Consider the following 22,138-nt stretch of genomic DNA (forward strand, 5'->3'; position numbering starts at 1 on the left):
GCCCCAAACTTCGCCCAGGATCTTGCCACGCTCAGCATGGGCGCGGGCGATGGCATTGCGGGCGGCGGGGTTGGTTGTGTTGTCGAAGAACATCGGGAACCTCATTCGTCTTGATTGCTGTTGAACCCTATTTGGGGCCAATGGTGATTTTTCACAAACGAGACTTTCCCTCACCTCAGATAAGGAATACTTAAGTGAAATGTCTGATCGTCTCCCTCCCCTCACCGCCCTTCGTGCGTTTGATGCCGCCGCCCGCCATATGAGCTTTTCCAAAGCGGCGGCCGAGCTAAACGTGACCCCCGCCGCCCTGTCCTTCCAGATCAAGTCACTGGAAGAGCACTTGGAGGCACCCTTGTTTCGCCGCATGAACCGTGCGGTTGAACTGACGGATGCAGGCCGCGCTCTGGCCCCGGGGGCCGCCGACGGCTTCACCGCGCTCTCGGCCGCATGGCGCGCGGCGCGGCGCACCGTGGATCAGTCCACGCTGACTGTGACCGCTGGCCCCGCCTTCACCGCCAAATGGCTCGCCCCGCGCCTCTTCCCCTTCGCGGAAGAACATCCGGGCATTGAGCTGCGCTTCTCGGCCACCCTTCGGATCATGGATTTTACCCGTGACGACGTCGACGTCGCCATCCGCTTCGGCTTCCCGCGGGAGGAGGAGGGGCTGTTTTCTCGCAAGATCATCGACGAATGGCTCACCCCGATGATGAGCCCGGCCCTGGCCGGACAATACCCAGACCCCTCCGACCTCGCCCGCGCGCCGCTTTTGCATCAGGATGACACCGCAGGCTTCAAGCCCGCCTTCGATTGGGCCGCGTGGTTCCGCGCCGCAGGCCTGCCACCGCGCTTCGCGTCAGGCACACGCTTCAGTCAGGCCGATCACGCGCTCGACGCCGCGATTGCGGGGGTGGGGTTGTTCTGGGTCGCATTTCACTGGCCGAAGGCGATCTGCGCGAAGGGCGGCTTGTCGCCCCCTACAAGATCGGTCTCCGGACCGAGGCGCAGTATCGCTTCGTCTGCCCGGAAGGGTCCGAGCATCGCCCGCAAGTGCGCGCATTCCTCGATTTTCTTGAAACGCACACAGCGGCGCTCAAGACCTATCAGGAAGGTATGTCTTTCGTGGACGCAGCCGAGGTTGCCGAATAACGCGGCCTTCCCCGGCCAGCGTCACCGCATCAGCTGTCGAGCCGCGCGATTTCTTCCTTGAGGCGGAGTTTCTCTTTCTTCAGCTCGCGAATGATCAGATCATCCGTGGCAGGGCTCCGCTGGCTTTCCTCGACCTTGGCCGAGAGGGTGGCGTGCTTCTTCTTGAGTTCCTGAAGATGGGCGCCTAGCGACATATGAGTCTCCTCTCGTTGTGGAATGTGAACGTCGAAAGTGCAGCACAAAACAGGCTCCATGTCACGTCCGACGAGGCCGTCCGATAAAAAGCTTGGCATTAAATGGGTTAATCGAATGTTAACGGCGCCCCGTCGCGCAGGACGGCGCGCGCTGTTGCGGAATAGTCATCCCCATCGCGCAGATGCTCGACGCCTTCATGTATAAGAATTGGCGCACACAGGCGAAACGCCCCGCGCCCACCTTTCCGCGCCCGCACCAGAACACGCCCTGCAGCACGCCCCTCTCGCGCAGCCAGCGGCAAGACCGCAACCGATCCGAACCCGCCCAGCCCGGCCAAAACATCCGGCAAACGCTCCGCCAAATGGATCATCGTCAGCCACCCGCCGGGCCTCAGCCGCGCACGCGCCACCGCGCACCATTCTGCCAACGGCGTGCCTTCCCGAAACGCGCCCTCGCGCCCGGCATCTTCCGCCGCCGTCCCGGCCCCGGCTGCCAGATAGGGCGGGTTTGCAATCACATGGTCAAACGACCTCTGCCGCAACTCCGCTGGCAGCGCGGTCAAATCCGCCTCCACAACGTCCACCCCGTTTCGTCGGGCCAGATCCGCATAGAATGCCTGCCGTTCCACCCCGGTCACGTGGCACTCAACCCGCGCCGCCAGGCACAACGCCGCAACCCCGGCCCCGCACCCCAGCTCCAGCACATGCTCCCCCGCCTGCGCCGGGCAGGCCGCCGCCAGGAACACCGGGTCCGTCGCCGCGCGGTATCCGTCCTTGGGTTGCCATGCCTGCACACGGCCGCCCAGAAATCCGTCTTGCGTCAGCGCACCCGTCACTCACTCACCGGCAGGTCATTGTCGCGCAGCGTGGCGCGCGCCGTGAACGCATCCTCGCGCCGCACCAGCAGACGGCGCGGCAATATGCCGATGCTGCCTTCCAGGGCGCTCATATGGACGTCCATCTCGAACACCTCTATATCCTCGCCGGATAGAAGCGCCGAGGCGAAGGCGATCACGGTCGGGTCGTTGCTGCGCAGAATTTCAAGCATATCCGACAGGTAAGCAGCCGCCGCCGGGATGTCGAGACAGGGGATAAGGCATATGAGCCTCGATCACGCCGCCGCCAAGCCGCATGAACGCCTCAGCGCGCTGTTGGCCGATGACCTCGATGGCGTGAACGCGCTGATCCGCGACCGTATGGCCTCCGAACATGCCCCCCGCATCCCCGAGGTCACGGCCCATCTGGTTGAGGCGGGCGGCAAACGCGTCCGTCCCATGCTCACCCTCGCCTGCGCCCGGCTCTGCGGCTACACGGGCGAGGACCACATCAAGCTGGCTGCAACGGTCGAGTTCATCCACACCGCGACGCTTCTGCACGACGATGTCGTCGACGAAAGCGAAAAGCGGCGCGGTCGGCCCACAGCCAATCTGCTGTGGGACAACAAATCGAGCGTTCTAGTCGGCGACTACCTCTTTGCGCGCGCCTTTCAGTTGATGGTCGAACCGGGCTCCCTCCGCGTTCTGTCCATCCTGTCCAACGCCGCCGCCACGATTGCCGAGGGCGAAGTCCTGCAACTCTCCGCGGCCATGAACATCGACACGAGTGAAGCGACATATCTACAAGTCATCCGCGGCAAGACCGCCGCCTTGTTCGAGGCCGCTTGTGAGGTTGGCGGTGTGATCTCCGACAGCAACGAAAAAATCGTCAAAGCGCTCGCCGCCTATGGCGACGGCCTCGGCGTGGCCTTCCAGATGGCGGACGACCTTCTCGATTGGGGCGGCGTCGATGCCGCAAGCCGCGAAACGCTCGACAAGAATATCGGCGACGATTTCCGCGAACGAAAGCTGACCCTGCCGGTGATCCGCGCCATCGCCGCCGCCAATGCCGACCAACGTGCCTTCTGGTCCCGCACAATCGCCAAAGGCGACCAGCGCGACGGTGATCTGGAAGAGGCGCTGCGCCTGCTCACGCTGCACGGCACCCTCGCCCAAACCCGCGACGCCGCAAACGCACATGTGGCGCAGGCCAAGGCCGCCCTCGCTGACCTGCCAGACGATCCAATCCGCGAGATGCTGGGGGATTTGGCCGATTACGTTGTGGCGCGCTTGAACTAGGCCAGAACCTCCGCCGCCTCGGCCCACCATGCCTCCGGCAGCGATGCCGCAGCCCCCGCGCGTCGGATTCCGTTTCAAACAGCCCAAAGCAGGTCGCGCCGGATCCGCTCATCCGCGCCAACGCACATCCCCGCGCGCCTCCCAGACGGCTCAGTACGTCGCCGATGACAGGTTGCATCGCCTCGGCGGGTCCCTGCATATCGTTCCGCGCTTGGGACAACCACCTGATAAAGCTGTCGAAATCGTGCCATTCAGGCGCATCCAGCGGCGCATTGTCCACCCGCCTCATCGCCCCAAAGACCGATTCGGTCGGAACCTCGACGCCCGGATTGGCCAGTACGATCCACATCGGCGGCAAAGGCGGCACCTCTTCCAGAACCTCGCCAATCCCCTGCATCCGCATGGGCCGCCCCTGCACGCACACCGGCACATCCGCGCCAAGCACTTCGCTGCCGTCAGCCACGCCACCAAGCGCGCGGATCACCGCAGCCGCATCCGCAGATCCGCCGCCAATGCCCGCCGCATGGGGCAGATGTTTTTCTATAAGAATATCCGCTGGCTGGCCGACCCATTCCGCCGCCCGCCACGCGATGTTGCGCGCGTCAATTGGCACGCCCTCGGCACGTGGCCCCTTCACGCGCAGGCGCATATGCTCGGTCGGCTCAACCTCCACCCGGTCGCCGACCCCGGCAAAGACAACCAGCGAGTCGAGCAAATGCAGCCCATCCCCGCGCCGCCCAACAACGTGCAACGCGAGGTTGACCTTCGCAGGCGCCAGCAGCCTCACTGGCTTTCGCCCACGCCACCTTCCTCTTCGAGTACAACATCCAAGCCGACTTCCAGCTTGCGCCGGATGCGCTCGGCTTCAACCTCATCATCGGGGTCGAAACTCAGCGCACGGTGCCATTGGAACTCCGCCTCACGGTGGCGGCCCACCATCCAGTAGACATCCCCCAGATGGTCGTTGAGGATCCAGTCGTTCGGCTCTAGTTCTACAGCGCGCTCCATCGGCGCCACGGCATCGTCGAACCGGCCCAGGCGGTAATAAACCCAACCAAGGCTATCCACGATGAACCCGCTTTCCGGGCGCGCCGCGACGGCACGCTGAATCATATCGAGGGCCTCATCAAAGTTCCGGCGCTGCTCCACCAGGGAATAGCCAAGGTAATTCAGGACGTTGGGCTGTTCGGGGTTCAACTCCAACGCACGGCGAAAATCGGCCTCTGCCGGGGGCCAATCATCCAGCTGATGATAGCAGATCGCCCGCGCATAGTGGATGAACCAATAACGCGGCAGGTCCGCGTCCACGAGGTCGAGCACGGCTGAATAGGCCGCGATGGCCTCCTCAAACCGCTCATTGCGCCGCAGGATATCGCCATAGGCAGCCTGCAAGGATGCCAGTTCCGGCCGCGCCTCAACAAGCGCGGTCAACGTGCCGATCGCCTCCTCGCTCCGGCCCAACTCCTCCAGCGCATTGGCCCGCCCCATCTGTGCTTCGATGTAGTTCGGATCGTCTTCCGGAACCGAAGCCAAGGTCGACGCGGCCAAAGCGTGCTGGCCATCCTCGGCCATCAACTCACCCGCCAACAGGGCGGCATCGGTATGCGTTGGGTCAATCCCACGCGCTGACTGTGTCATCAGCAACGGCAGCGTCCGGTTGCGATCACCGGACAACAGCTGCGCCACCGTAAAGAACACCTCTGCCACGCCGTCCTGTGCAGTGATCACGAAGTCATAGGGCGTCTCGGCCCCACTGCCGATTTCGGCCTGCAGCGCCAGCAAACCGGGGTCCGGCACGGCCTGCGTGTAGCCGTCCAGCAGGTCCAACGCTTCACCCCGCAGCCCAAGCTGCACCATGATCTGCGCCCGCGCGCGCACCACCCGCTCGGTATTGGTGATCTGCACGCCTGTCTCGCCGGACAGGATCGCATGGGCCGCCTCAAAATCACCAACCGCCGCGCGGGCCAGCGCCAGATGCAGGGCCGCCAATTCCTCAAGCCCCCGCTCGCTGGCAAGGGCCTCAAACCGCTCCACCGCACCGGACATGTCGCCCTGGCCAAAGGTCAGCCAAGCGCGCGCCAGATCATCGGCCAACGGCCCCGGCCCATCCCCGGCCTCGATCATTGCGACCGCCTCAGGCAACTCGTCCAACGCGACATGGCGCACGAACCGGACCAGCTCCACCAATTCCTGCCCATCCGCATCGGCAGGCAAAGCCGTGGCCACTTCGGCGGCACGCTCCCACTCCGCGAGGGACGCATGGGCAAAGACCGCGTTGGAAATCAGGAAGGGATTGCCCGGATCAAGCTCCAGCGCGCGGTCAAAATACCGCGCCGCTTCCTCATGGTTGCCCGAAATCGCCGCCGAGCGCGCAGCAAGGTACGACCCGGCCAGCCCATCCGCTGAAACCGGCCCCGCAAGCCCCGCCACTAAGGCGAGAACGGACAAGGAAAATTTGAAGGCCATGGCGAATGCTCTCCCGGTAAGGCGCGGCTTTGGTCGGAAGACTAGGCCGCGCCCATGGGAAGGGCAATCGCAGGTCACTTACATGTTAGGGTAATTCGGCCCGTCGCCACCCTGCGGGACCGTCCAGACGATATTCTGGCTCGGATCCTTGATGTCACAGGTCTTGCAGTGCACGCAGTTCTGGAAGTTGATCTGGAAGCACGGGTCTTTGCCCTCCTCCTCAACCACCTCGTAAACGCCCGCCGGGCAATAGCGCTGCGCGGGCTCCGCATATTCAGGCAGGTTCACTGCAATCGGAATGCTCGGGTCCTTCAGCTTCAGATGCGCAGGCTGGCTTTCTTCATGGTTCGTGAAGGAATAGGCCACATTCGTCAGCCGGTCGAAGCTCAGCTTGCCATCGGGCTTGGGATATTCGATCGGGTTCCAGCGCGCGGCCTTCATTGTGGCATCCGCATCGGACTTGCCATGACCCTTCGTCCCGAAGATCGAAAAGCCAATCGTATTCGTCCACATATCGAACCCGCCCAGACCCAGCGCGCTCAAGACACCACCGTTCGATTGGAACGGCTTCACGTTGCGCACCTTGTAGAGGTCGCGGCCCACCGGCCCTTCACGCAGCTCGGTGTTGTATTCGACCAACTCGTCGCTGGCACGCCCTTCACCAATCGCGGCAAACGCGGCCTCGGCCGCCGCAATGCCCGACAGCATCGCGTTATGGTTGCCCTTGATCCGCGGCACGTTCACCAGCCCGACCGAGCAGCCCAACAGCGCCCCACCGGGGAAACACGCCTTGGGCATCGACTGATAGCCACCCTGCGTGATCGCCCGCGCGCCGTAAGCCACGCGTTTCCCGCCTTCCAGCAACTCCGCAATCATCGGGTGATGCTTGAACCGCTGGAATTCCATGTAAGGCGACAGATGCGGGTTCTTGTAGCCCAGCGCCGTCACCAAACCGATGAAGATCTGGTTGTTCTCGGCGTGATAAACGAACGATCCGCCCTGCGCATTTTTGCCAAGCGGCCAACCCAGCGAGTGGAACACCGTGCCTTCGCGGTGCTTGTCGGGGTCGATTTCCCAGATTTCCTTGATCCCGATGCCGTATTTCTGCGGCTCGGCATCCTTGTCCAACTCGAACTTCGCGATCACTTCCTTCGACAGCGACCCCCGTACGCCTTCACTCAGGAACACGTACTTGCCGTGCAACTCCATGCCCGGCTCGGTGTTCTCGCCGATGGAACCATCTTCTTCCAACCCAAAGACACCGGCCACAACGCCCTTCACTTCCCCGTTCTCGCCGTAGACGAGCTCGGAACAGGCCATGCCCGGGAAAATCTCAACGCCCAGCTCTTCCGCCTGCTCCGCCATCCAGCGGCAGACATTGCCCATCGACACGATATAATTGCCGTGGTTGTTCATCAGCGGCGGCATCGGGAAGTTGGGGATGCGCACACCACCCGCCTCACCCAGCATGTAGAACTTGTCGTCCTTCACCGGCACATTCAGCGGCGCACCCTTTTCCTTCCAATCAGGGATCAGCGTGTCCAAACCCACAGGGTCCAGCACCGCGCCCGAAAGGATATGCGCGCCCACTTCCGAGCCCTTTTCAAGGACCACAACGTTCAGATCGGCGTCCAACTGCTTCAGCCGAATGGCCGCGCTCAGCCCCGCAGGCCCCGCGCCCACGATGACCACATCGTATTCCATGCTTTCGCGTTCGATCTCGGACATCCCTTTAGTCCCTCTCAAGCTGTCATCAGGCCGTCCCAACCGGCCCGGAAATGGCATTTGCATGGGCCTAGCGCGCCGCTGCCCTTAACGTCAATTATGACGCAGTGGCACAAGCACGTGGTCTGACGATTTGACGCGTCTGGTCTTAGGGGCAAGTGCCGCTATGTCGCGCTTCAAAGGAGTTCTCCCAAATGCTGCGCATTCTCTACTTCGCCCTCTTCCTGATCGGCCTCTACCCATGGGTCCATTTCTACCGCTGGTTCGAGCAGAACGGCTGGGACCTCGGCCCGATGATCGACGCCTGGTACGTGAACGAGGCGACGACGGGCATCACATGGGACCTCACCATCGCGGCCATGGTTCTGGTGGTCTGGACCATCGTTGAACTGATCCGCCATCGCGATTGGTGGTTCCTGCTGGTGGTCCCGGCGACCTTCGGCGTCGGCGTCTCAGCAGGCCTGCCCTTGGCGTTGTTTCTGGTGGCGCGTCGCAGCGCCTGAGATGCAACCAAATGGTCAGAGTTCGCAGAGCGCCCAGAAACGCGCATTAAATGTGACCAGATGGACGCATTTTTCGCGAAAAAAGTGACCAGATGGACGCAACTGTGACCAGATGGTCAGGGTTTGACCGACCTGAAAACGGTGTTACGAGCGCGCCGAACAAGTCTGAAGGATGGCTGTAGATGGACCACTTTCTTTACCGGAACGGCATTCTTCACGCCGAAGATGTGCCACTGCCCGACATCGCGGCGCAGGTCGGCACACCGTTCTACGTCTATTCCACCGCCACCCTGACCCGCCATTTCGACGTGTTTACCGAGGCGCTTTCAGGCATGGGTCATCTGATCTGCTACGCCATGAAAAGCAATTCAAATCAGGCGGTTATCGCGCATATGGCCGCGCTCGGTGCGGGCATGGATGTGGTCTCCGGCGGGGAATATTTGCGCGCGAAGGCAGCGGGCGTTCCAGGCGATAAGATCGTCTTTTCCGGCGTCGGCAAAACCCATGACGAGATGCGCATGGCGCTGGAAGGCGGCATCCGTCAATTCAACGTCGAATCTGAGCCTGAGATGGAGCGCCTCAGCCAAGTCGCTGATAGTATGGGAAAAATTGCCCCCATCACCATCCGTGTAAACCCGGATGTGGACGCGAAAACGCACGAAAAAATCAGCACGGGCCGCAAGGAAGACAAGTTCGGCATCCCCATCGCCCGCGCGCGCGAGGTTTATGCCCGCGCCGCCGCCCTGCCCGGCCTCAAGGTCATCGGCATCGACGTCCATATCGGCAGCCAGCTAACCGACCTTGAACCCTATGAAATCGCTTATAAAAAAGTGGCTGAACTGACTCATGCCTTACGCGCGGATGGCCACGAAATCACCCGCCTCGACCTCGGCGGCGGGCTTGGGATTCCCTATGAGCGCTCCAATACGGCCCCTCCCTTGCCACTGGAATATGGCGAGGTCGTCCGCCGCACCGTGGGTGATCTCGGCTGCGAGATCGAGATCGAACCGGGCCGCCTGATCTCAGGCAATGCAGGGCTTCTCGTAGCCTCCACAATCTACGTAAAGCACGGAGAAGGCAGGGATTTTCTGATCCTCGATGCCGCAATGAACGACCTGATCCGCCCCGCCATGTACGGCGCCTGGCACGATATCGTACCGGTAACGGAGCCTGCGCCGGGCGCGGAACAGACCCCCTACGACATTGTCGGCCCCGTCTGCGAAAGCGGTGACACCTTCGCCAAACAGCGCAACCTCCCGGAATTGAAGGAAAACGACCTGATCGCCTTCCGTTCCGCTGGCGCATATGGCGCGGTGATGAGCAGCGAATACAACTCGCGCCCGCTTATTCCGGAGGTTATGGTGAACGGTGATCAATTCGCCGTCATCCGCGCACGTCCATCGTTTGACGACATGATAAACCGCGATACTATTCCCATATGGGCCTGACGCCCGCAGGGCGCAGCCCGGAAAAGGGAATATGACCGAGCGCGATCCCAAAACCTCTGCCTTTCAGCGCCTGATCTGGCCGCTCCGCCTGACCCGGTTGGGTATGGTTGCGGAGCGTTTGGTGAGGTCATTCTGGCCGGTCTGGACCCTGCTGTTTGTCCTGTTGGCTGCAGCTGCTTTTGGCGCGGGCAGCTTGCTTCCCCAAGCTGGGGCTGGCCTGCTTTGGGAATTACGGCTTTGGTTTTGTTGGGCTTTTTGGCCTATGGCGTTCGCCACTATCGCCATCCAACCCGGGATGAGGCGCTGGTGCGGCTCGACAGCACCATGCCCGGACGCCCGATCACGACCCTGATGGATACACCCGCCGTGGGCGGCGATGATCCGGCCAGCCGCTCCGTCTGGGCGGCCCATGTCCGCCGCATGGCCGACCGCGCCGCATCCGCCCGCGCGCCCGAGCCTGATCTGCGCCTGTCCAACCGCGACCCCTACGCTCTGCGCTATATCGGCGCGACCGCAATTGCGATGGCGCTGATGTTCGGCGCGTTCAGCCGTGTGGGCGACGTGGGCGAAGTTCCGCTTGGCGCGGGCGCCGCGACCGCATCTTCCGGCCCAAGCTGGGAAGGCTGGGTTGAACCGCCGCTCTACACCGGTCTGCCCTCTCTCTACCTCAACGACATCACTGCCGATCAGTTTGAGGCGCCGCTTGGTTCCGAAATCACGTTCCGCGCCTATGGCGCGCCCGGCGACATCACGCTGCGCACCGATATCGGCCAGATGCCTGACCTCGATCCCGAGGCCTATGCCCAAACTATCGTTATGGAACAAGGCGGTACGCTGGCTGTTGACGGACCCGGGGGCCGCGAATGGCGTGTCATCGTCCGCCCGGATCAGCCACCAACCGTTGCGCTGGAAGGCGAGGTTGAAGGCGAACCGCCCGGCGCGTTGGAGTTCAGTTTCACGGCGTCAGATGATTACGGCGTTCGCTCTGGCACGGCGACGATCCGTCTGAACCTGAACGCAGTCGATCGCCGTTACGGGCTTGCGCTGGATCCCGAACCGCGGGAGCCGGTCGTTCTGGATCTGCCGATGCCCTTCCGTGGCAACCGTGACGAATTCACCGAGGTCGTGCTTGAAGATCTAAGCCAACATCCCTTCGCGAACCTGCCTATCACCCTGACACTCACGGTGAATGACGATGCCGGGCAGATCGCCACGGTCAGCTATGATGTCGACCGCCTGCCGGGCCAGCGGTTCTTCGACCCGATGGCCAACGCCTTGATCGAATTGCGCCGCGATATCCTCTGGAATCGCGACAATGCCGGCCGGTCTGCCCGCCTACTGCGCGCCATGACGCATCTCCCCGAACCGGGATTGCCAGAAGGCGTCTACCTTTCGCTGCGATCCGCCATTCAGCGGCTGGAAAGCGCCATCGACCTTGTTTCGCTCGAAGTGCAGGAAGATGTGGCCGAAATCCTTTGGGAAGCCGCGCTTGAGCTGGAATTCGGCGATCTCGCCTCCGCCCTCGACCGTCTGCGCCGTGCTCAGGAACGCCTCGAAGAGGCCATGCGCCAAGGGGCCAGCGAGGAAGAAATCGCCGAGCTGATGCAGGAAATGCGCGAGGCAATGGACGATTACATGCAGGAATTGGCCGACAATACCGAGTTCGGCGATGACACCGATCAGCCTGATCAGGGTGACGGTGAGCGCATGGAGATGTCCTCAGCCGATCTCGACGCCATGCTGGAGCGCATTCAGGAGCTGATGGAAGAAGGCCGCATGGCCGAAGCGATGGAGCTGTTGCAGCAGTTGCAGGAACTTCTAGAGAATATGGAAATCACCCAAGGCGAAGGCGGCGGCGATGGCCCGCAAACGCCCGGTCAGCAGGCGATGGAAGGGTTGCAGGATACGCTTCGTGGCCAGCAGGGCCTGAGCGACGACAGCTTCCAGGAGCTTCAGGATCAGTTCAATCCCAACCGCCCGGGCCAGCAAAGCGAACAGCAAGGCCAAGCCCCGCAAGGCAACCAGCAAGGGCAGGACGGTGAAAATCCCGGCCAGGGCCAGGGTGGGGAGAATGAGCAAGGTGGAGGCTCGCTTGCCGAGCGCCAGGAAGAATTGCGCCGACAGCTTGAGGAACAGGCGCGTCGCCTCCCCGGCACCGGAACCGAAGCCGGAGACGAAGCCCTTGATCAATTGGACGGTGCGGGCCGCGCGATGGAAGAGGCCGCCGAGGCTCTGGAACGCGGTGACATTGCAGAAGCGTTGGATCTGCAATCTGAGGCCATGGAAGCGATCCGCGAAGGCATGACACAGTTGGGCGAAGCGCTTGCCCAGGAACAGGGGGCCGAGCCCGGCCAGGGTCAAGCCGAAGGCAATATGGCCGAAAGCCGCCCACTTCAGGACCCGCTGGGGCGTCAGGCCGGCAACAATGGTGCGTTCGGATCGGACGAGGAAGGCAGCATCGGTGGTGAAGAGGCCCGGCGACGCGCGAGGGAGTTACTTGACCTGCTGCGCGACCGCGCAGCCGAACAGGGCCGGCCTGAGATCGAATTGGATTATCTGCGTAGACTGCTTGATCAGTTCTGAAACGGTATCATTCGCCTGATCCGGTGGCCCCGCCCGCAATCGAGCGCGCCAAATCGTCCAGCCAGAAACGCGCAGAATTCACCGCGCCGACGTAGCTTTCCAACACGGACGCGAGTTGCGGCACAGCGGCCGCGATCTGGTCGGCGTAGACGTACACGCCCACTCCGATCACCGCGAGGAGCAGGATCAGAAAGAAGCCGCGTCGGACCTGCCCCCGGCGCTTTGCGCTTTCGACGATGGTATCGACGTCGCTGGCATCTTCCTCGGACTCGCTCCGGTCGCCGGTAGCGCGCAAAGTCGAATTGATCTCTTCGATGTCCGGCAAAAGCTCACTTCGCGACGCAGCAGCGGCTGCCACACCAGAAACGGCCAGGTCTTCCGCTTCGAACGCATCCTCGGCCTCTTCCAGATCGGCCAAGCGACGCGACCGCGCCTCAGCCTCTTCGCTTTCCAGCGGCATCTCGGACTGGGTTTCAACGGGGTCGGGCTGCGCATCGCCGCGCCGCAGGCGGGCTTCACGCTCGGCCTCTTCGCGGAGGATGTCGGCAACGCCCGCGTCAATCTGGCGGCGGGCCGGGCGTTCGGGTGTTCCCTCACCGGGTTCCTCGCCGGGGGCGCCACTTGGACCCTCGACCGCAATCTCTTCAAGTTGCGGCTCGGGATCAGGCTCAGGGGCTGCGGCGGCACCTCCTGCGCAGGCGACGGTGCTTCGGGCTCAGGTTCGGGATCAGGCGCCACGACCCGTGGACCCGGCTGGAACCAAGTGGTCGAGCAGTTTGAGCATTGCACATCGCGCCCGCCGGGCGGGATCATGCTTTCATCGACTTCGTATCGGGCACTGCAATTGGGGCACGTCAGCCGCATGGTTCACTGCTCTCGTGGCTAGGCCAAAAAACCGGCCGCGACGGCTCCGACGACATGGGGCCGACTGCTTGTATTTGCCAAAGATTAACAATCCCCGTGACTGTTTCCAATCCCTGCATGATCTCAACCATTTGGCCGTTGCATCTGCGTGTCAGATCAGCGGCGCGATTACGTCACGCGATTGCAAGTGCGCCGCCAAGAGTGCAAGACAGGGGCAACAAGAATGGCGCGGGGGCGCGGGGCCAGATGATCGAGATGCAGGACGCAGCCTATGGCTACGGAGCAGAGCCGCTGCTTTCCGAATTGTCGCTGCAACTGCCACCGGGATCCTTCCATTTTCTGACGGGCCCATCGGGGGCGGGGAAGACCACCTTTCTGAAGCTTTGCTACGCGGAATTGCTGCCGACGGGCGGCAATATCACCCTGTTCGGGCACACGGCTACTGGCCTCAGCCGCGACGGGATCGCGGACATCCGCCAAAAGATCGGCGTGGTCCATCAGGATTGCAAATTTCTGGACCACCTTTCGGTGTCCGAAAACATCGCCTTGCCGCTTCCTGTGACGGGCAAGGGCGGCATGGCGCAGGAGTCCAACCTAAATGAACTGGTCGGCTGGGTTGGCTTGACCGCGCGGGCCGAGGCTTTGCCACCTGAACTGTCGGGGGGCGAACGGCAGAGGGCCGCACTGGCCCGCGCCATCATCATGGACCCGGACTTGATCCTGGCCGACGAGCCGACCGGCAACGTCGATTGGGATATGTCACTGCGACTTCTCAACTTGCTGATCGAATTGAACAAACTTGGCAAAACCGTGGTCATCGCAACCCACGACCTTGCCCTGATCCGCGCCGCCAAACAGCGCGTGCAGGCCCGCGTGTTGCGCATTCAAGGCGGTCAGATCACAGCGGCGGGGGCGGACCTATGAGCCTTCGAAGTGATCTGCTGGCCCTTGTTCGCGGTGATCGCGGTGCCGACCGGGTTGTGCCTCGTAGCGGGCAATCCGCGCGCCTGACCTTTGCAACCTCGGCGGCCATGGCCTTCCTTGCGGTGTTCGCCATGGCTTTGTCGATGGCCGCAGGCCGATTGGCCGATCGCTGGTCGGACGCATTGGCACAATCCTCGACCATCCGCATCTCCGCCCCGCCCGCCGAGATGGAGGCACAGACCTGGGCTGTCCTGACCGTGCTGGAGCAGACGCCCGGTGTCGAAAGCGCCCGTGCGTTGAGCGATGAAGACCAGCAGGCGCTTCTTGCGCCCTGGTTCGGGCCGGACCTGCCACTGGACGACCTGCCCGTGCCTCGGTTGATCGAAATCACGGAAACCGCCGACGGCTATGACGCCGATGGGTTGCGGCAACGACTGGCCGCCGAAGCCCCCGGCGCTGTTCTGGACGATCATGACCGGTGGCGACGCCCTCTGGCAGAGGCGGCCGGGCGGCTTCGCGTGCTGGGGTGGCTTGCTCTTGTGCTCATTCTCGGGGCTACGGGCGCGATGGTGACACTGGCCGCGCAGTCTGCGCTTAGCGCGAACGAGCAGGTGATCCGCGTGCTGCGCCTTGTCGGTGCCCGCGACAGCTATATCGCCCGCGCCTTTGTGCGGCGCTTTACGATCCGCGCTTTGACCGGTGCTGCCCTTGGTGTGATTGTAGGTCTGCTTGCCGTGGCCATACTGCCTTCTGCCCGCGACACCGCTGCCATTTTGACCGGCCTCAGCTTCTCGGGCGCTGGCTGGTTCTGGCCGCTGATCATCCCGCCGTTGGCCGGGGCCACCGCGTTTGCCGCAACGCGCATCGCTGCCTTCCGCACGCTAAGGAGCCTTCAATGATCCAATGGCTCCGCTCCCTGCTGCACATCGTCCAGATGTATGTCGCCATGTTGGTTCTGTCGGTTGCGTTCTTTCCCTATGCGCTGCTCAGCGCTTCGGGCGCTCATGCCGCCTGCCATACCTTTTGCCGCTGGGTATTCTGGACGCTTGGGTGGATGGTCGGCCTGAAGACGGAAGTGCGCGGGACGCCACCGACCGATGAAGTGATGATCGCCGCAAAGCACCAGAGCTTTCTGGACATCATGATGATCTATAACGCCGTGCCGCGCGGCAAATTCATCATGAAGAAGCAGCTCATGTTCTCGCCTCTTCTTGGGCAATATGCCTTGCGCATCGGATGTGTCCCCGTGAACCGGGGCAAGCGAGGTGCCGCGATCAAGAAGATGTTGCACGACGTGAAATCCGGCAAACAGCAAGGCGGGCAGTTGATCATCTACCCGCAAGGCACGCGCGTGGCACCGGGCGTATCTGTGCCGTACAAGGTCGGCACGGCAGCCTTGTATGAACAGCTTGGCCAGCCCTGCGTTCCTGTTGCTGCCAATGTCGGTGTCTTCTGGCCCCGTCACGGCATTTTGCGCAAAAAAGGTGTGGCCGTTGTGGAGTTTCTGCCGCGGATCGAGTCCGGTCTGGATACCGCTTCCTTCATGGAACGGCTCGAGTCCGAGATTGAGACCGCGAGCGATTTGCTTCTGGATGAAGCTGGCTTTGAACGGAGCGCATGATGCGGAAAATCACCGATCTGGACGCGCTCGCGGAGTTATACGGGACACCGGTGCCAGCCTCTCTCACCAAGGTAATGACAGGTGTGACCCCGCTTTATCAGCGCTGGATTGATGCCTCGCGCTTTGTCGTCCTATCGACTGTCGGACCTGAGGGGACGGATGCCAGCCCGCGTGGGGACGCAGGCCCGGTGGTGAAATTGGTAGATGACCGAACCATCTGGCTGCCGGATTGGCGGGGAACAACCGCATCGACAATCTGCGCAATATCGTGCGTGATCCGCGCGTGTCGCTGATGTTCATGGTTCCGGGCTGCAACAATGTGGTGCGGGTTAATGGCTCTGCGTTCCTTACCGATGATCCGCAGGCAACAGAGGCGTTTGAGCAGCGCGGCAAGCATCCAAAGACCGTAATCGTGATCAAAACGGAAGAGGTTTACTTCCAATGTGCCAAGGCGCTGATGCGCTCGGGGCTTTGGTCCCGCGACGATTCCGAAGGGCTTCCTACGCCGGGGGATTTTGTGAAGGCCGTCGATGCCGATTTCGACGGCGCAGCCTATGACAGTGGCTATGCGGACTATGCCAAGGACCGTATGTGGTGAGAGCGCTTGGGTACATCCTGTTCACACTTGCCGTCCTTATGGGGACCGTAGCGGGGTTCGTGTTTTTTGCGGCGATCACGGACTGGCGCGACCGCGGCTGTCCCGGGGCCGAGCAATGCTCGGACGCGGTCAGCGTCATGGTTCTGACAGGTTGTGCGTTGGTCGGCGCAGCCGTAATGGCGTTTGCCGGGATGGTGTTCGTGCGTCGTTAGGCCGCCAGACCTTTTGACCCGAGATCCAGGAATTTGCGGCGGCGGTTCGCGATCACCTCGTCCCGCGCGGGCGTGCCCAGGTCTGCCAACAGACCGGAAATCGCTTTGCCGACGGCCGCAATCGTGGCGGGCTTGTCGCGCTGCGCGCCCCCAGAGGCTCACCAATAATGTGGTCACAGACGCCAAGCTTGTTCAGGTCCTGCGCCGTCAGACGCAGGGCTTCTGCGGCCTCGCGCATCTTTTCGGCGTCTTTCCAAAGGATGGAGGCGCAGCCTTCCGGGCTGATGACCGAGTAGATGGAATGCTCCAGCATGGCCAGCTTGTCGGCTGTTGCGAACGCGACGGCGCCGCCGGATCCACCTTCGCCGATGATGACCGAGATCAAGGGAACGCCGATCTGTAGGCATTTTTCGGTTGAGCGTGCAATGGCCTCGGACTGGCCCCGCTCCTCCGCGCCTTTGCCGGGATAGGCGCCGGGTGTGTCGACAAGGCTGATCACCGGCAGATTGAAGCGGTCGGCAAGATCCATCAGGCGGACCGCTTTGCGGTAGCCTTCCGGGCGCGCCATTCCGAAATTCCGCTCGATCCGGGTCTTCGTGTCATGGCCTTTTTCGTGGCCGATCACGACAACTGGCCTGTCATCGAACCGTGCGAGCCCGCCCATGACAGCGTGGTCGTCGGCAAAGTTCCGGTCGCCCGCCAACGGGGTATATTCGGTGAACAAGGTCTCGATATAGTCGCGGCAATGGGGCCGGTCAGGATGGCGGGCAATCTGGCATTTCCGCCAAGGCGTCAGATCCCGGTAGAGATCGCGCAGCATATCGGCGGCTTTCTTGTCGAGTGCTGCAGCCTGCTCTTCAACGTCCATGCCTTCTTCGCGGCGGGCCATGGCGCGCAGCTCTTCCGCTTTGCCCTCGATCTCGGCCAACGGCTTTTCGAAGTCCAGATAGTTCATTGCGGCACTCACTGCTCGGTTCTTGACGCAATGTATATGGCTGGGGCGCGGGCGGGATGCAACTCAGCCCGCGCGATTGCTGTAAGGCATGATCAGCTGCGGCCACGCTCAATCAAGAAGTTCGCTTTTGCAAAAAGCGCCTCATGCTCATCGGGATTGAAAAGCGTTGAGCGGCGTACATGGGTCGGCCCCTTGGGATTAAGCAACGCACTGCGCAGGGCTTTTGTGCGTCCGACCCAATCTGGTTGAGAGGTCAGCGCGGCACGTTCCACCAGTTTGAGGAAATCCGAAGGATCATTGGCTTCGATCCCGGACACGTCCCAGTACAGGGGTGTTTGCCCATCAAGCGCATGATCTGAAAGCAATGCACGGACTGTGGAGCGCAACCGATGTACGATCTCACATTCTTGCTGCGTTATGGGGATGATGATCTTTCCATCGGCAGAGCGGCCGGCAAGCTGCCAATGCGTCAGATCATTTGCAAAGACCTTCGCTTCGACTTCCGGCAAATTCGACTTTGCGCTGCGGGCGAACAGACTCCGCCAAACAGACCGGTCAGGTTCAATAACAAGGAGGCCGGACAGGGCGCCCAAGGGATGTGCCGCGAACGAGTTGGTGATTTCGCGCACCAAGGTATGTCCGCTGAGGAATCCGGCATGTGGGTGTCGCGCACGAATGTCTGCATTCGCTTCCTCTGCCAAAATGCGGCGATTTTCACGCTCCAGCAACGCGCCGATAAGGGGAACGGTGATCAGGTTCATGATCAGGATCGGGCCTGCCGCGGAGGTATAAAACCATACGGCCAGATCGCGTGGCAGAGCCAAGGCGCCGAGCAGATGCGTCGACATTGCAAGGGCGAGCAGCAAAAGCATCGCGAAGTTGCGTTTCGGCAGGCCTGCGAGTTTGCGACACCAGATCATGCCCGCCAGGCCCGCGATGACCATGGCCCACAGGCCCGAAACCATGCCAACACCACCAATCTCGAACCGGACGGCCATGGCGATCAGCAGACACGGCACCAGGCCACGCCAGCCCAGAAAAGCGCCAGCCAGGGCGACAGGGATGTTTCTAAGGTCGATGATCAGCCCGTCAAAAGGCTCGATCGGCGTATGCATTTGCAAAGCCGACATTGCCCCAAACATTACGCCCAGAACGACGGGCGCAACGGAATTACCGGTTATGCGCCGACGCACGGCCCCATAGCTTTCAGCAAGCAAGGCCGTGACTGCCAAAGCGGCAACCATGTCCATCAGGATCGGAAAATTCATATTGCCCCCTAAGTGCCCAGACCTTTGGGCAAGCCTTAGGGCGGCTGAGTTTAGGACCTGTTAATTCGCGAAATCAGCCAGCGAGCATTTCGGATTGTTTTACGATAACTTCGGCCTGTTTTATCGACGCGATGTCAACCAAACGGCCCTTGTAGACTGTGGCACCGGACCCGTCAGCCTTCGCCTGTTCCATCGCGGCGAGGATTTCACGCGCTTCCGTGACCGCTTGCTCGGAGGGCGTAAACACCTCATTTGCAAGGGCAATTTGCTTTGGATGGATCGCCCACTTGCCCACCATGCCCAGAGTGGCCGATCGCTTCGCCTGGGCGCGGTAGCCTTCATCGTCGGAGAAGTCGCCAAACGGTCCGTCGACCGGCAACACCCCATGGGTGCGGCATGCCGCAACGATGGCTGTCTGTGCCCAATGCCAGGGGTCGGACCAATGCTTTTGGCCCTCATGCAGCATGTAATAGGCTTCTTGCGTGCCGCCGATGCCCGTTGTTTGCATGCCCATTGACGCCGCGAAATCGGCAGCGCCGAGGCTCATGGCTTGCATCCGGGGGACGCTGCTGCGATCTCTTCCACATGGGCGATGCCGGCGGCGCTTTCGATGATGACCTCGAACCCGATCGGCTTGGTGCGCCCTTTCGCGGTCTCAATGGCGGTGACCAAGGCGTCGACCGCGTAAATGTCCGATGCACACCCCACTTTCGGGATCATGATGATATCGAGGCGGGGTGTATCCGCCTCCAGCAGCTCAACAACATCGCGGTACCAATAGGGCGTATCAAGGCCGTTGATCCGCACGGAAAGGGTCTTGTTGCCCCAATCAACCGTTTGAATCGCATCAATAATATTGGCACGCGCCTGATCCTTGTCGGACGGCGCGACCGAGTCTTCGAGATCGAGGTTGATCACGTCCGCGTCGGAGGCTGCCATCTTGGCAAAGAGCTTGGTGTTCGAGCCGGGGCCGAACAACTGGCAACGGTTAGGACGGGCAACAGGGGCTGGTTGCAGGCGAAAGCTCATGGGCGGACCTCAGCGAAAGGATGTTTCGTTCACATTCGCCAGAGGGGTAGATTATTGCGCTGCGGCGTGCAAGTGCTGCGATGCAGAATGCCGTCAGGCGCACGCAAAAGTCGCCAATCAGCCGTGTAGTGATCCCGTAGTGAATCTGTAGTTTTTCTGTAGTTACAGATTTCCACACAGATCGAGGCAAAAGTGGGGATTTCTGTGCGCGCGAACTCAGCGGTCGCGTCGGTCCCGTTTGCGTCGATTGGCAGCATATTCTGTAGGAATGAGGATCAGCGCCGCCGCCGATCCGATGGCCGCATCGAACCCGGGCGAGCCAATTGAGAGGCCGAATGTCGTTCGGATCATGAACAACACGAAGACCGCGCCGAGGGCGATCAACATCGAGGGCAGAATGCCATTGTGCGTCCAGCCCCATTTCTCGGACAGGAAAGCTACGACACCGGCGATCATCATCGACCCGAAAAAAGCGAAAAAGCCCATCCTACTCTCCCATCAGGTCGCCAGGCGCGATCCGCGCGCCGCGCAACCAATCCTCTGCTGCCATCGGCCCTTTGCCTTCCGGCTGGACCTGCATGATCTCAACCGCGCCTCGGCCGCACGCGATAGTCAAACCGCGCAGCACTGTCCCGGCAGTGCCCGACCCTGTTGCCACCCGGGACACCAGCAGTTTCAAGCGCTTTCCATTGACCATAGTCCATGCCCCAGGAAACGGGGAAAGACCACGGATCTGAGCATCTATATGGGCGGCAGGCGCGGTCCAATCCACCTTTGCTTCGGATTTGTCTATCTTTTGGGCGTAGGTGACGCCCTCCGTCGGTTGCGGCTTTGGCTGCAACGCCTCCAGCTTGGGCAGCGCGGCACGGACAATCGCGGCCCCTGCGACGGAGAGTTTGTCGTGCAAGGTACCAGCCGTCTCATCCGAGGCAATGGCCACCTCTTCCCGCAAAAGGACCGGGCCGGTATCGAGGCCCGCTTCCATCTGCATCAGGCACACGGCGGTCGTTTCATCCCCGGCCATGATCGCCCGTTGGATGGGCGCAGCCCCGCGCCAGCGCGGAAGGTCAGAGGCATGGACATTCACGCAGCCGAGCCTGGGTGCATCAAGGATCGTTTGCGGCAGCAAAAGGCCATAGGCGACTACCACTGCGACATCGGCTTGCAACGCTGCAAAGGCCGCCTGTTCCTCAGGCCCTTTGAGGCTCACCGGATGGCGGACGAGAAGGCCAAGCGCGTCAGCGCGCTGGTGCACCGGGCCGGGGCGTTCCCTTTGCCACGGCCAGCGGGGCGCGGCGGCTGGGAATAGACGGCTGCAACGTCGTGCCCCTGATCCACAATCGCATCGAGGATCGGGACGGAGAAATCCGGTGTGCCCATGAACACCACACGCATCAGCGGGCTTTCCTTGCTTTCTTGAGCAACATCTCGCGCTTCACCTTGCTGAGATTGTCAAAATACATCCGTCCGTTCAGGTGGTCGATCTGGTGCTGAACGGAGGTCGCCCAGAGGTCAACGAATTCCTGGCGCACGCGCATCCCCATGTGATCGGTGAACGCCACGGTGACACGGGCGGGCCGCGTGATCTTGGCGGACACACCCGGAAGATTGGGGGAACCTTCGGGATAGGTGCTTTGATCGTTCGACACCGCGATGATTTCGGGGTCGGCCATGCGGATCGCCTGGCCCCGTTCATCGCTGGCATCCACGACCGCCAGGCGCAACATGACGCCGATCTGCGGCGCGGCCAGGCCGACACCGGGCATGGCATCCATCGTCTCGATCATGTCGTCCCAGATCTGGCGGTGTTCATCCGTGATTGCGCCCACGGGATCGGCGGGCGTCCGCAAAGCCTTGTTTGGCCAAGGGATGAACGGGCGGGTGGGCATGGAGGCATCTCCGACGGGTGCAGCCCCTTCCTCCAGCCTAGCGGCTGTCCTTGCGGCTGCGCTTCGCTTAGGCCTTTTCGGTGGCCTTGTTGCGTTTGAACTTGACCATCTTGCGGGTGATCAGTTGCCGCTTGAGCGGGCTGAGATAGTCGATGAAGAGTTTGCCATCGAGGTGGTCAATCTCGTGCTGGACGCAGGTGGCCCAGAGGCCGTCGAAGGTTTCCTCCTGCTCTGCGCCGTTCACATCAAGCCAGCGGACGGTCACAGCCTCGGGCCGGGTCACATCGGCGTAGATATCGGGGATCGAGAGGCAGCCTTCCTCGTAAACGTTGGTCTCATCCGACGCGGCCACAACCTGCGGGTTGAACATGGCCATCGGGCGGGGCGCGGCGCCTTCTTCCTTCACGCAATCCAGCACGATCAAGCGCTGCGATACACCGATCTGCGGCGCGGCCAATCCTATGCCCGGGGCGTCATACATGGTCGCCAGCATATCATCGGCCAAACTCCGCAACTCATCGCTGAGATCGGCAACGGGCGCGGCCACTTTTTTCAGGCGTGGATCGGGGTGGAGGACGATAGGGCGTTTCATGGAGGCC

At 62.0% G+C, this 22,138-nt stretch carries 19 protein-coding genes and 6 pseudogenes; 10 read left to right on the top strand and 15 right to left on the bottom strand.

The genetic code is table 11. The features are described from left to right. Nucleotides 1–199: 199 nt before the first annotated feature. A complete protein-coding gene (locus ACZ1HK_RS11795; protein ID WP_472628874.1) occupies nucleotides 200–1,207 on the top strand; it encodes a LysR substrate-binding domain-containing protein in 1,008 nt (335 codons plus the stop codon). Here ACZ1HK_RS11795 and ACZ1HK_RS11800 read toward each other — a convergent pair. The 3 genes from ACZ1HK_RS11800 to ACZ1HK_RS11810 form a co-directional block, all read right to left on the bottom strand. Next, nucleotides 1,176–1,340, bottom strand: a complete 165-nt coding sequence (locus tag ACZ1HK_RS11800) for a YdcH family protein (RefSeq protein WP_368476664.1) — start codon at nucleotides 1,338–1,340, stop codon at nucleotides 1,176–1,178. The genes ACZ1HK_RS11795 and ACZ1HK_RS11800 overlap by 32 nt on opposite strands. A gap of 107 nt (nucleotides 1,341–1,447) precedes the next feature. After that, a complete protein-coding gene (locus ACZ1HK_RS11805) occupies nucleotides 1,448–2,176 on the bottom strand; it encodes a tRNA1(Val) (adenine(37)-N6)-methyltransferase (RefSeq protein WP_472628875.1) in 729 nt (242 codons plus the stop codon). Next, nucleotides 2,173–2,388: a putative signal transducing protein gene (locus ACZ1HK_RS11810; RefSeq protein ID WP_368477662.1), complete on the bottom strand. Its 216-nt coding sequence runs from the start codon at nucleotides 2,386–2,388 to the stop codon at nucleotides 2,173–2,175. The genes ACZ1HK_RS11805 and ACZ1HK_RS11810 overlap by 4 nt, the downstream gene beginning before the upstream one ends. A 52-nt stretch (nucleotides 2,389–2,440) precedes the next feature. On the opposite strand from ACZ1HK_RS11810, the gene ACZ1HK_RS11815 reads away from it, so the two are divergent. Continuing rightward, complete coding sequence (locus tag ACZ1HK_RS11815; protein WP_472628876.1) at nucleotides 2,441–3,454, top strand: polyprenyl synthetase family protein; 1,014 nt, start codon at nucleotides 2,441–2,443, stop codon at nucleotides 3,452–3,454. Here ACZ1HK_RS11815 and ACZ1HK_RS11820 read toward each other — a convergent pair. From ACZ1HK_RS11820 to ACZ1HK_RS11830, 3 genes and pseudogenes are all read right to left on the bottom strand, one after another. Further along, nucleotides 3,451–4,241: pseudogene (locus ACZ1HK_RS11820) on the bottom strand (4-(cytidine 5'-diphospho)-2-C-methyl-D-erythritol kinase). The gene ACZ1HK_RS11815 and the pseudogene ACZ1HK_RS11820 sit on opposite strands and share 4 nt — an antisense overlap. Beyond that, nucleotides 4,238–5,920, bottom strand: a complete 1,683-nt coding sequence (locus ACZ1HK_RS11825; RefSeq protein WP_472628878.1) for a tetratricopeptide repeat protein — start codon at nucleotides 5,918–5,920, stop codon at nucleotides 4,238–4,240. Before ACZ1HK_RS11825 ends, ACZ1HK_RS11820 begins: the two are co-directional and overlap by 4 nt. 78 nt (nucleotides 5,921–5,998) lie before the next feature. Beyond that, nucleotides 5,999–7,648, bottom strand: a complete 1,650-nt coding sequence (locus ACZ1HK_RS11830; RefSeq protein WP_472628879.1) for an electron transfer flavoprotein-ubiquinone oxidoreductase — start codon at nucleotides 7,646–7,648, stop codon at nucleotides 5,999–6,001. 191 nt (nucleotides 7,649–7,839) lie between these two features. On the opposite strand from ACZ1HK_RS11830, the gene ACZ1HK_RS11835 reads away from it, so the two are divergent. The 3 genes from ACZ1HK_RS11835 (at nucleotide 7,840) to ACZ1HK_RS11845 (ending at nucleotide 12,179) form a co-directional block, all read left to right on the top strand. After that, entirely contained in the window at nucleotides 7,840–8,148 is a 309-nt protein-coding gene (locus tag ACZ1HK_RS11835; protein ID WP_472628880.1) for a DUF2834 domain-containing protein, read from the top strand. Between the two features lie 182 nt (nucleotides 8,149–8,330). Next, a complete protein-coding gene (lysA, locus tag ACZ1HK_RS11840) occupies nucleotides 8,331–9,596 on the top strand; it encodes a diaminopimelate decarboxylase (protein ID WP_472628881.1) in 1,266 nt (421 codons plus the stop codon). Between the two features lie 222 nt (nucleotides 9,597–9,818). Further along, nucleotides 9,819–12,179, top strand: a complete 2,361-nt coding sequence (locus ACZ1HK_RS11845; protein ID WP_472628882.1) for a DUF4175 domain-containing protein — start codon at nucleotides 9,819–9,821, stop codon at nucleotides 12,177–12,179. Nucleotides 12,180–12,186: 7 nt separating this feature from the next. Here the strand turns inward: ACZ1HK_RS11845 and ACZ1HK_RS11850 are convergent, their stop codons facing one another. Next, nucleotides 12,187–12,639 carry a hypothetical protein gene (locus tag ACZ1HK_RS11850; protein ID WP_472630928.1) on the bottom strand — a complete coding sequence of 151 codons (453 nt, stop codon included), beginning with the start codon at nucleotides 12,637–12,639 and terminating at the stop codon, nucleotides 12,187–12,189. Nucleotides 12,640–12,947: 308 nt separating this feature from the next. Further along, nucleotides 12,948–13,043, bottom strand: a pseudogene (locus ACZ1HK_RS11855) (zinc-ribbon domain-containing protein); the annotation flags it as partial. Between the two features lie 246 nt (nucleotides 13,044–13,289). Here ACZ1HK_RS11855 and ACZ1HK_RS11860 point away from each other — a divergent pair. The 5 genes and pseudogenes from ACZ1HK_RS11860 to ACZ1HK_RS11880 all read left to right on the top strand — a co-directional run bounded on the left by ACZ1HK_RS11860 (nucleotide 13,290) and on the right by ACZ1HK_RS11880 (nucleotide 16,398). Next, nucleotides 13,290–13,967 carry a cell division ATP-binding protein FtsE gene (locus ACZ1HK_RS11860; RefSeq protein WP_472630826.1) on the top strand — a complete coding sequence of 226 codons (678 nt, stop codon included), beginning with the start codon at nucleotides 13,290–13,292 and terminating at the stop codon, nucleotides 13,965–13,967. Next, nucleotides 13,964–14,866, top strand: a complete 903-nt coding sequence (locus tag ACZ1HK_RS11865; RefSeq protein ID WP_472628883.1) for a cell division protein FtsX — start codon at nucleotides 13,964–13,966, stop codon at nucleotides 14,864–14,866. Before ACZ1HK_RS11860 ends, ACZ1HK_RS11865 begins: the two co-directional genes overlap by 4 nt. Next, a complete protein-coding gene (locus ACZ1HK_RS11870; RefSeq protein WP_472628884.1) occupies nucleotides 14,863–15,588 on the top strand; it encodes a lysophospholipid acyltransferase family protein in 726 nt (241 codons plus the stop codon). The genes ACZ1HK_RS11865 and ACZ1HK_RS11870 overlap by 4 nt, the downstream gene beginning before the upstream one ends. After that, nucleotides 15,588–16,186 (top strand): annotated as a pseudogene (locus ACZ1HK_RS11875) (pyridoxamine 5'-phosphate oxidase family protein). The gene ACZ1HK_RS11870 and the pseudogene ACZ1HK_RS11875 overlap by 1 nt, the downstream one beginning before the upstream one ends. Beyond that, on the top strand, nucleotides 16,183–16,398 hold the full coding sequence (locus ACZ1HK_RS11880) for a hypothetical protein (protein ID WP_472628885.1): 216 nt from the start codon (nucleotides 16,183–16,185) through the stop codon (nucleotides 16,396–16,398). The pseudogene ACZ1HK_RS11875 and the gene ACZ1HK_RS11880 overlap by 4 nt, the downstream one beginning before the upstream one ends. Here the strand turns inward: ACZ1HK_RS11880 and ACZ1HK_RS11885 are convergent. From ACZ1HK_RS11885 to def (ACZ1HK_RS11915), 7 genes and pseudogenes are all read right to left on the bottom strand, one after another. Next, a pseudogene (locus ACZ1HK_RS11885) lies at nucleotides 16,395–17,353 on the bottom strand (acetyl-CoA carboxylase carboxyltransferase subunit alpha). The gene ACZ1HK_RS11880 and the pseudogene ACZ1HK_RS11885 overlap by 4 nt on opposite strands. A gap of 92 nt (nucleotides 17,354–17,445) precedes the next feature. After that, nucleotides 17,446–18,621, bottom strand: a complete 1,176-nt coding sequence (locus tag ACZ1HK_RS11890; protein WP_472628886.1) for a LytS/YhcK type 5TM receptor domain-containing protein — start codon at nucleotides 18,619–18,621, stop codon at nucleotides 17,446–17,448. Between the two features lie 73 nt (nucleotides 18,622–18,694). After that, nucleotides 18,695–19,650 (bottom strand): annotated as a pseudogene (locus ACZ1HK_RS11895) (L-malyl-CoA/beta-methylmalyl-CoA lyase). Between the two features lie 216 nt (nucleotides 19,651–19,866). Next, on the bottom strand, nucleotides 19,867–20,136 hold the full coding sequence (locus tag ACZ1HK_RS11900; RefSeq protein ID WP_472628887.1) for a hypothetical protein: 270 nt from the start codon (nucleotides 20,134–20,136) through the stop codon (nucleotides 19,867–19,869). Nucleotide 20,137: 1 nt separating this feature from the next. Further along, nucleotides 20,138–21,045: pseudogene (gene fmt, locus ACZ1HK_RS11905) on the bottom strand (methionyl-tRNA formyltransferase). Then, complete coding sequence (gene def, locus ACZ1HK_RS11910) at nucleotides 21,045–21,539, bottom strand: peptide deformylase (protein WP_472628888.1); 495 nt, start codon at nucleotides 21,537–21,539, stop codon at nucleotides 21,045–21,047. The pseudogene fmt and the gene def (ACZ1HK_RS11910) overlap by 1 nt, the downstream one beginning before the upstream one ends. Nucleotides 21,540–21,606: 67 nt before the next feature. Next, the gene (gene def, locus ACZ1HK_RS11915) at nucleotides 21,607–22,131 is read right to left on the bottom strand and encodes a peptide deformylase (protein WP_472628889.1); all 525 of its coding nucleotides are present in this window, start codon (nucleotides 22,129–22,131) and stop codon (nucleotides 21,607–21,609) included. Nucleotides 22,132–22,138 lie beyond the last annotated feature (7 nt).

It is taken from the genome of Gymnodinialimonas sp. JB5-7, from assembly GCF_055693405.1.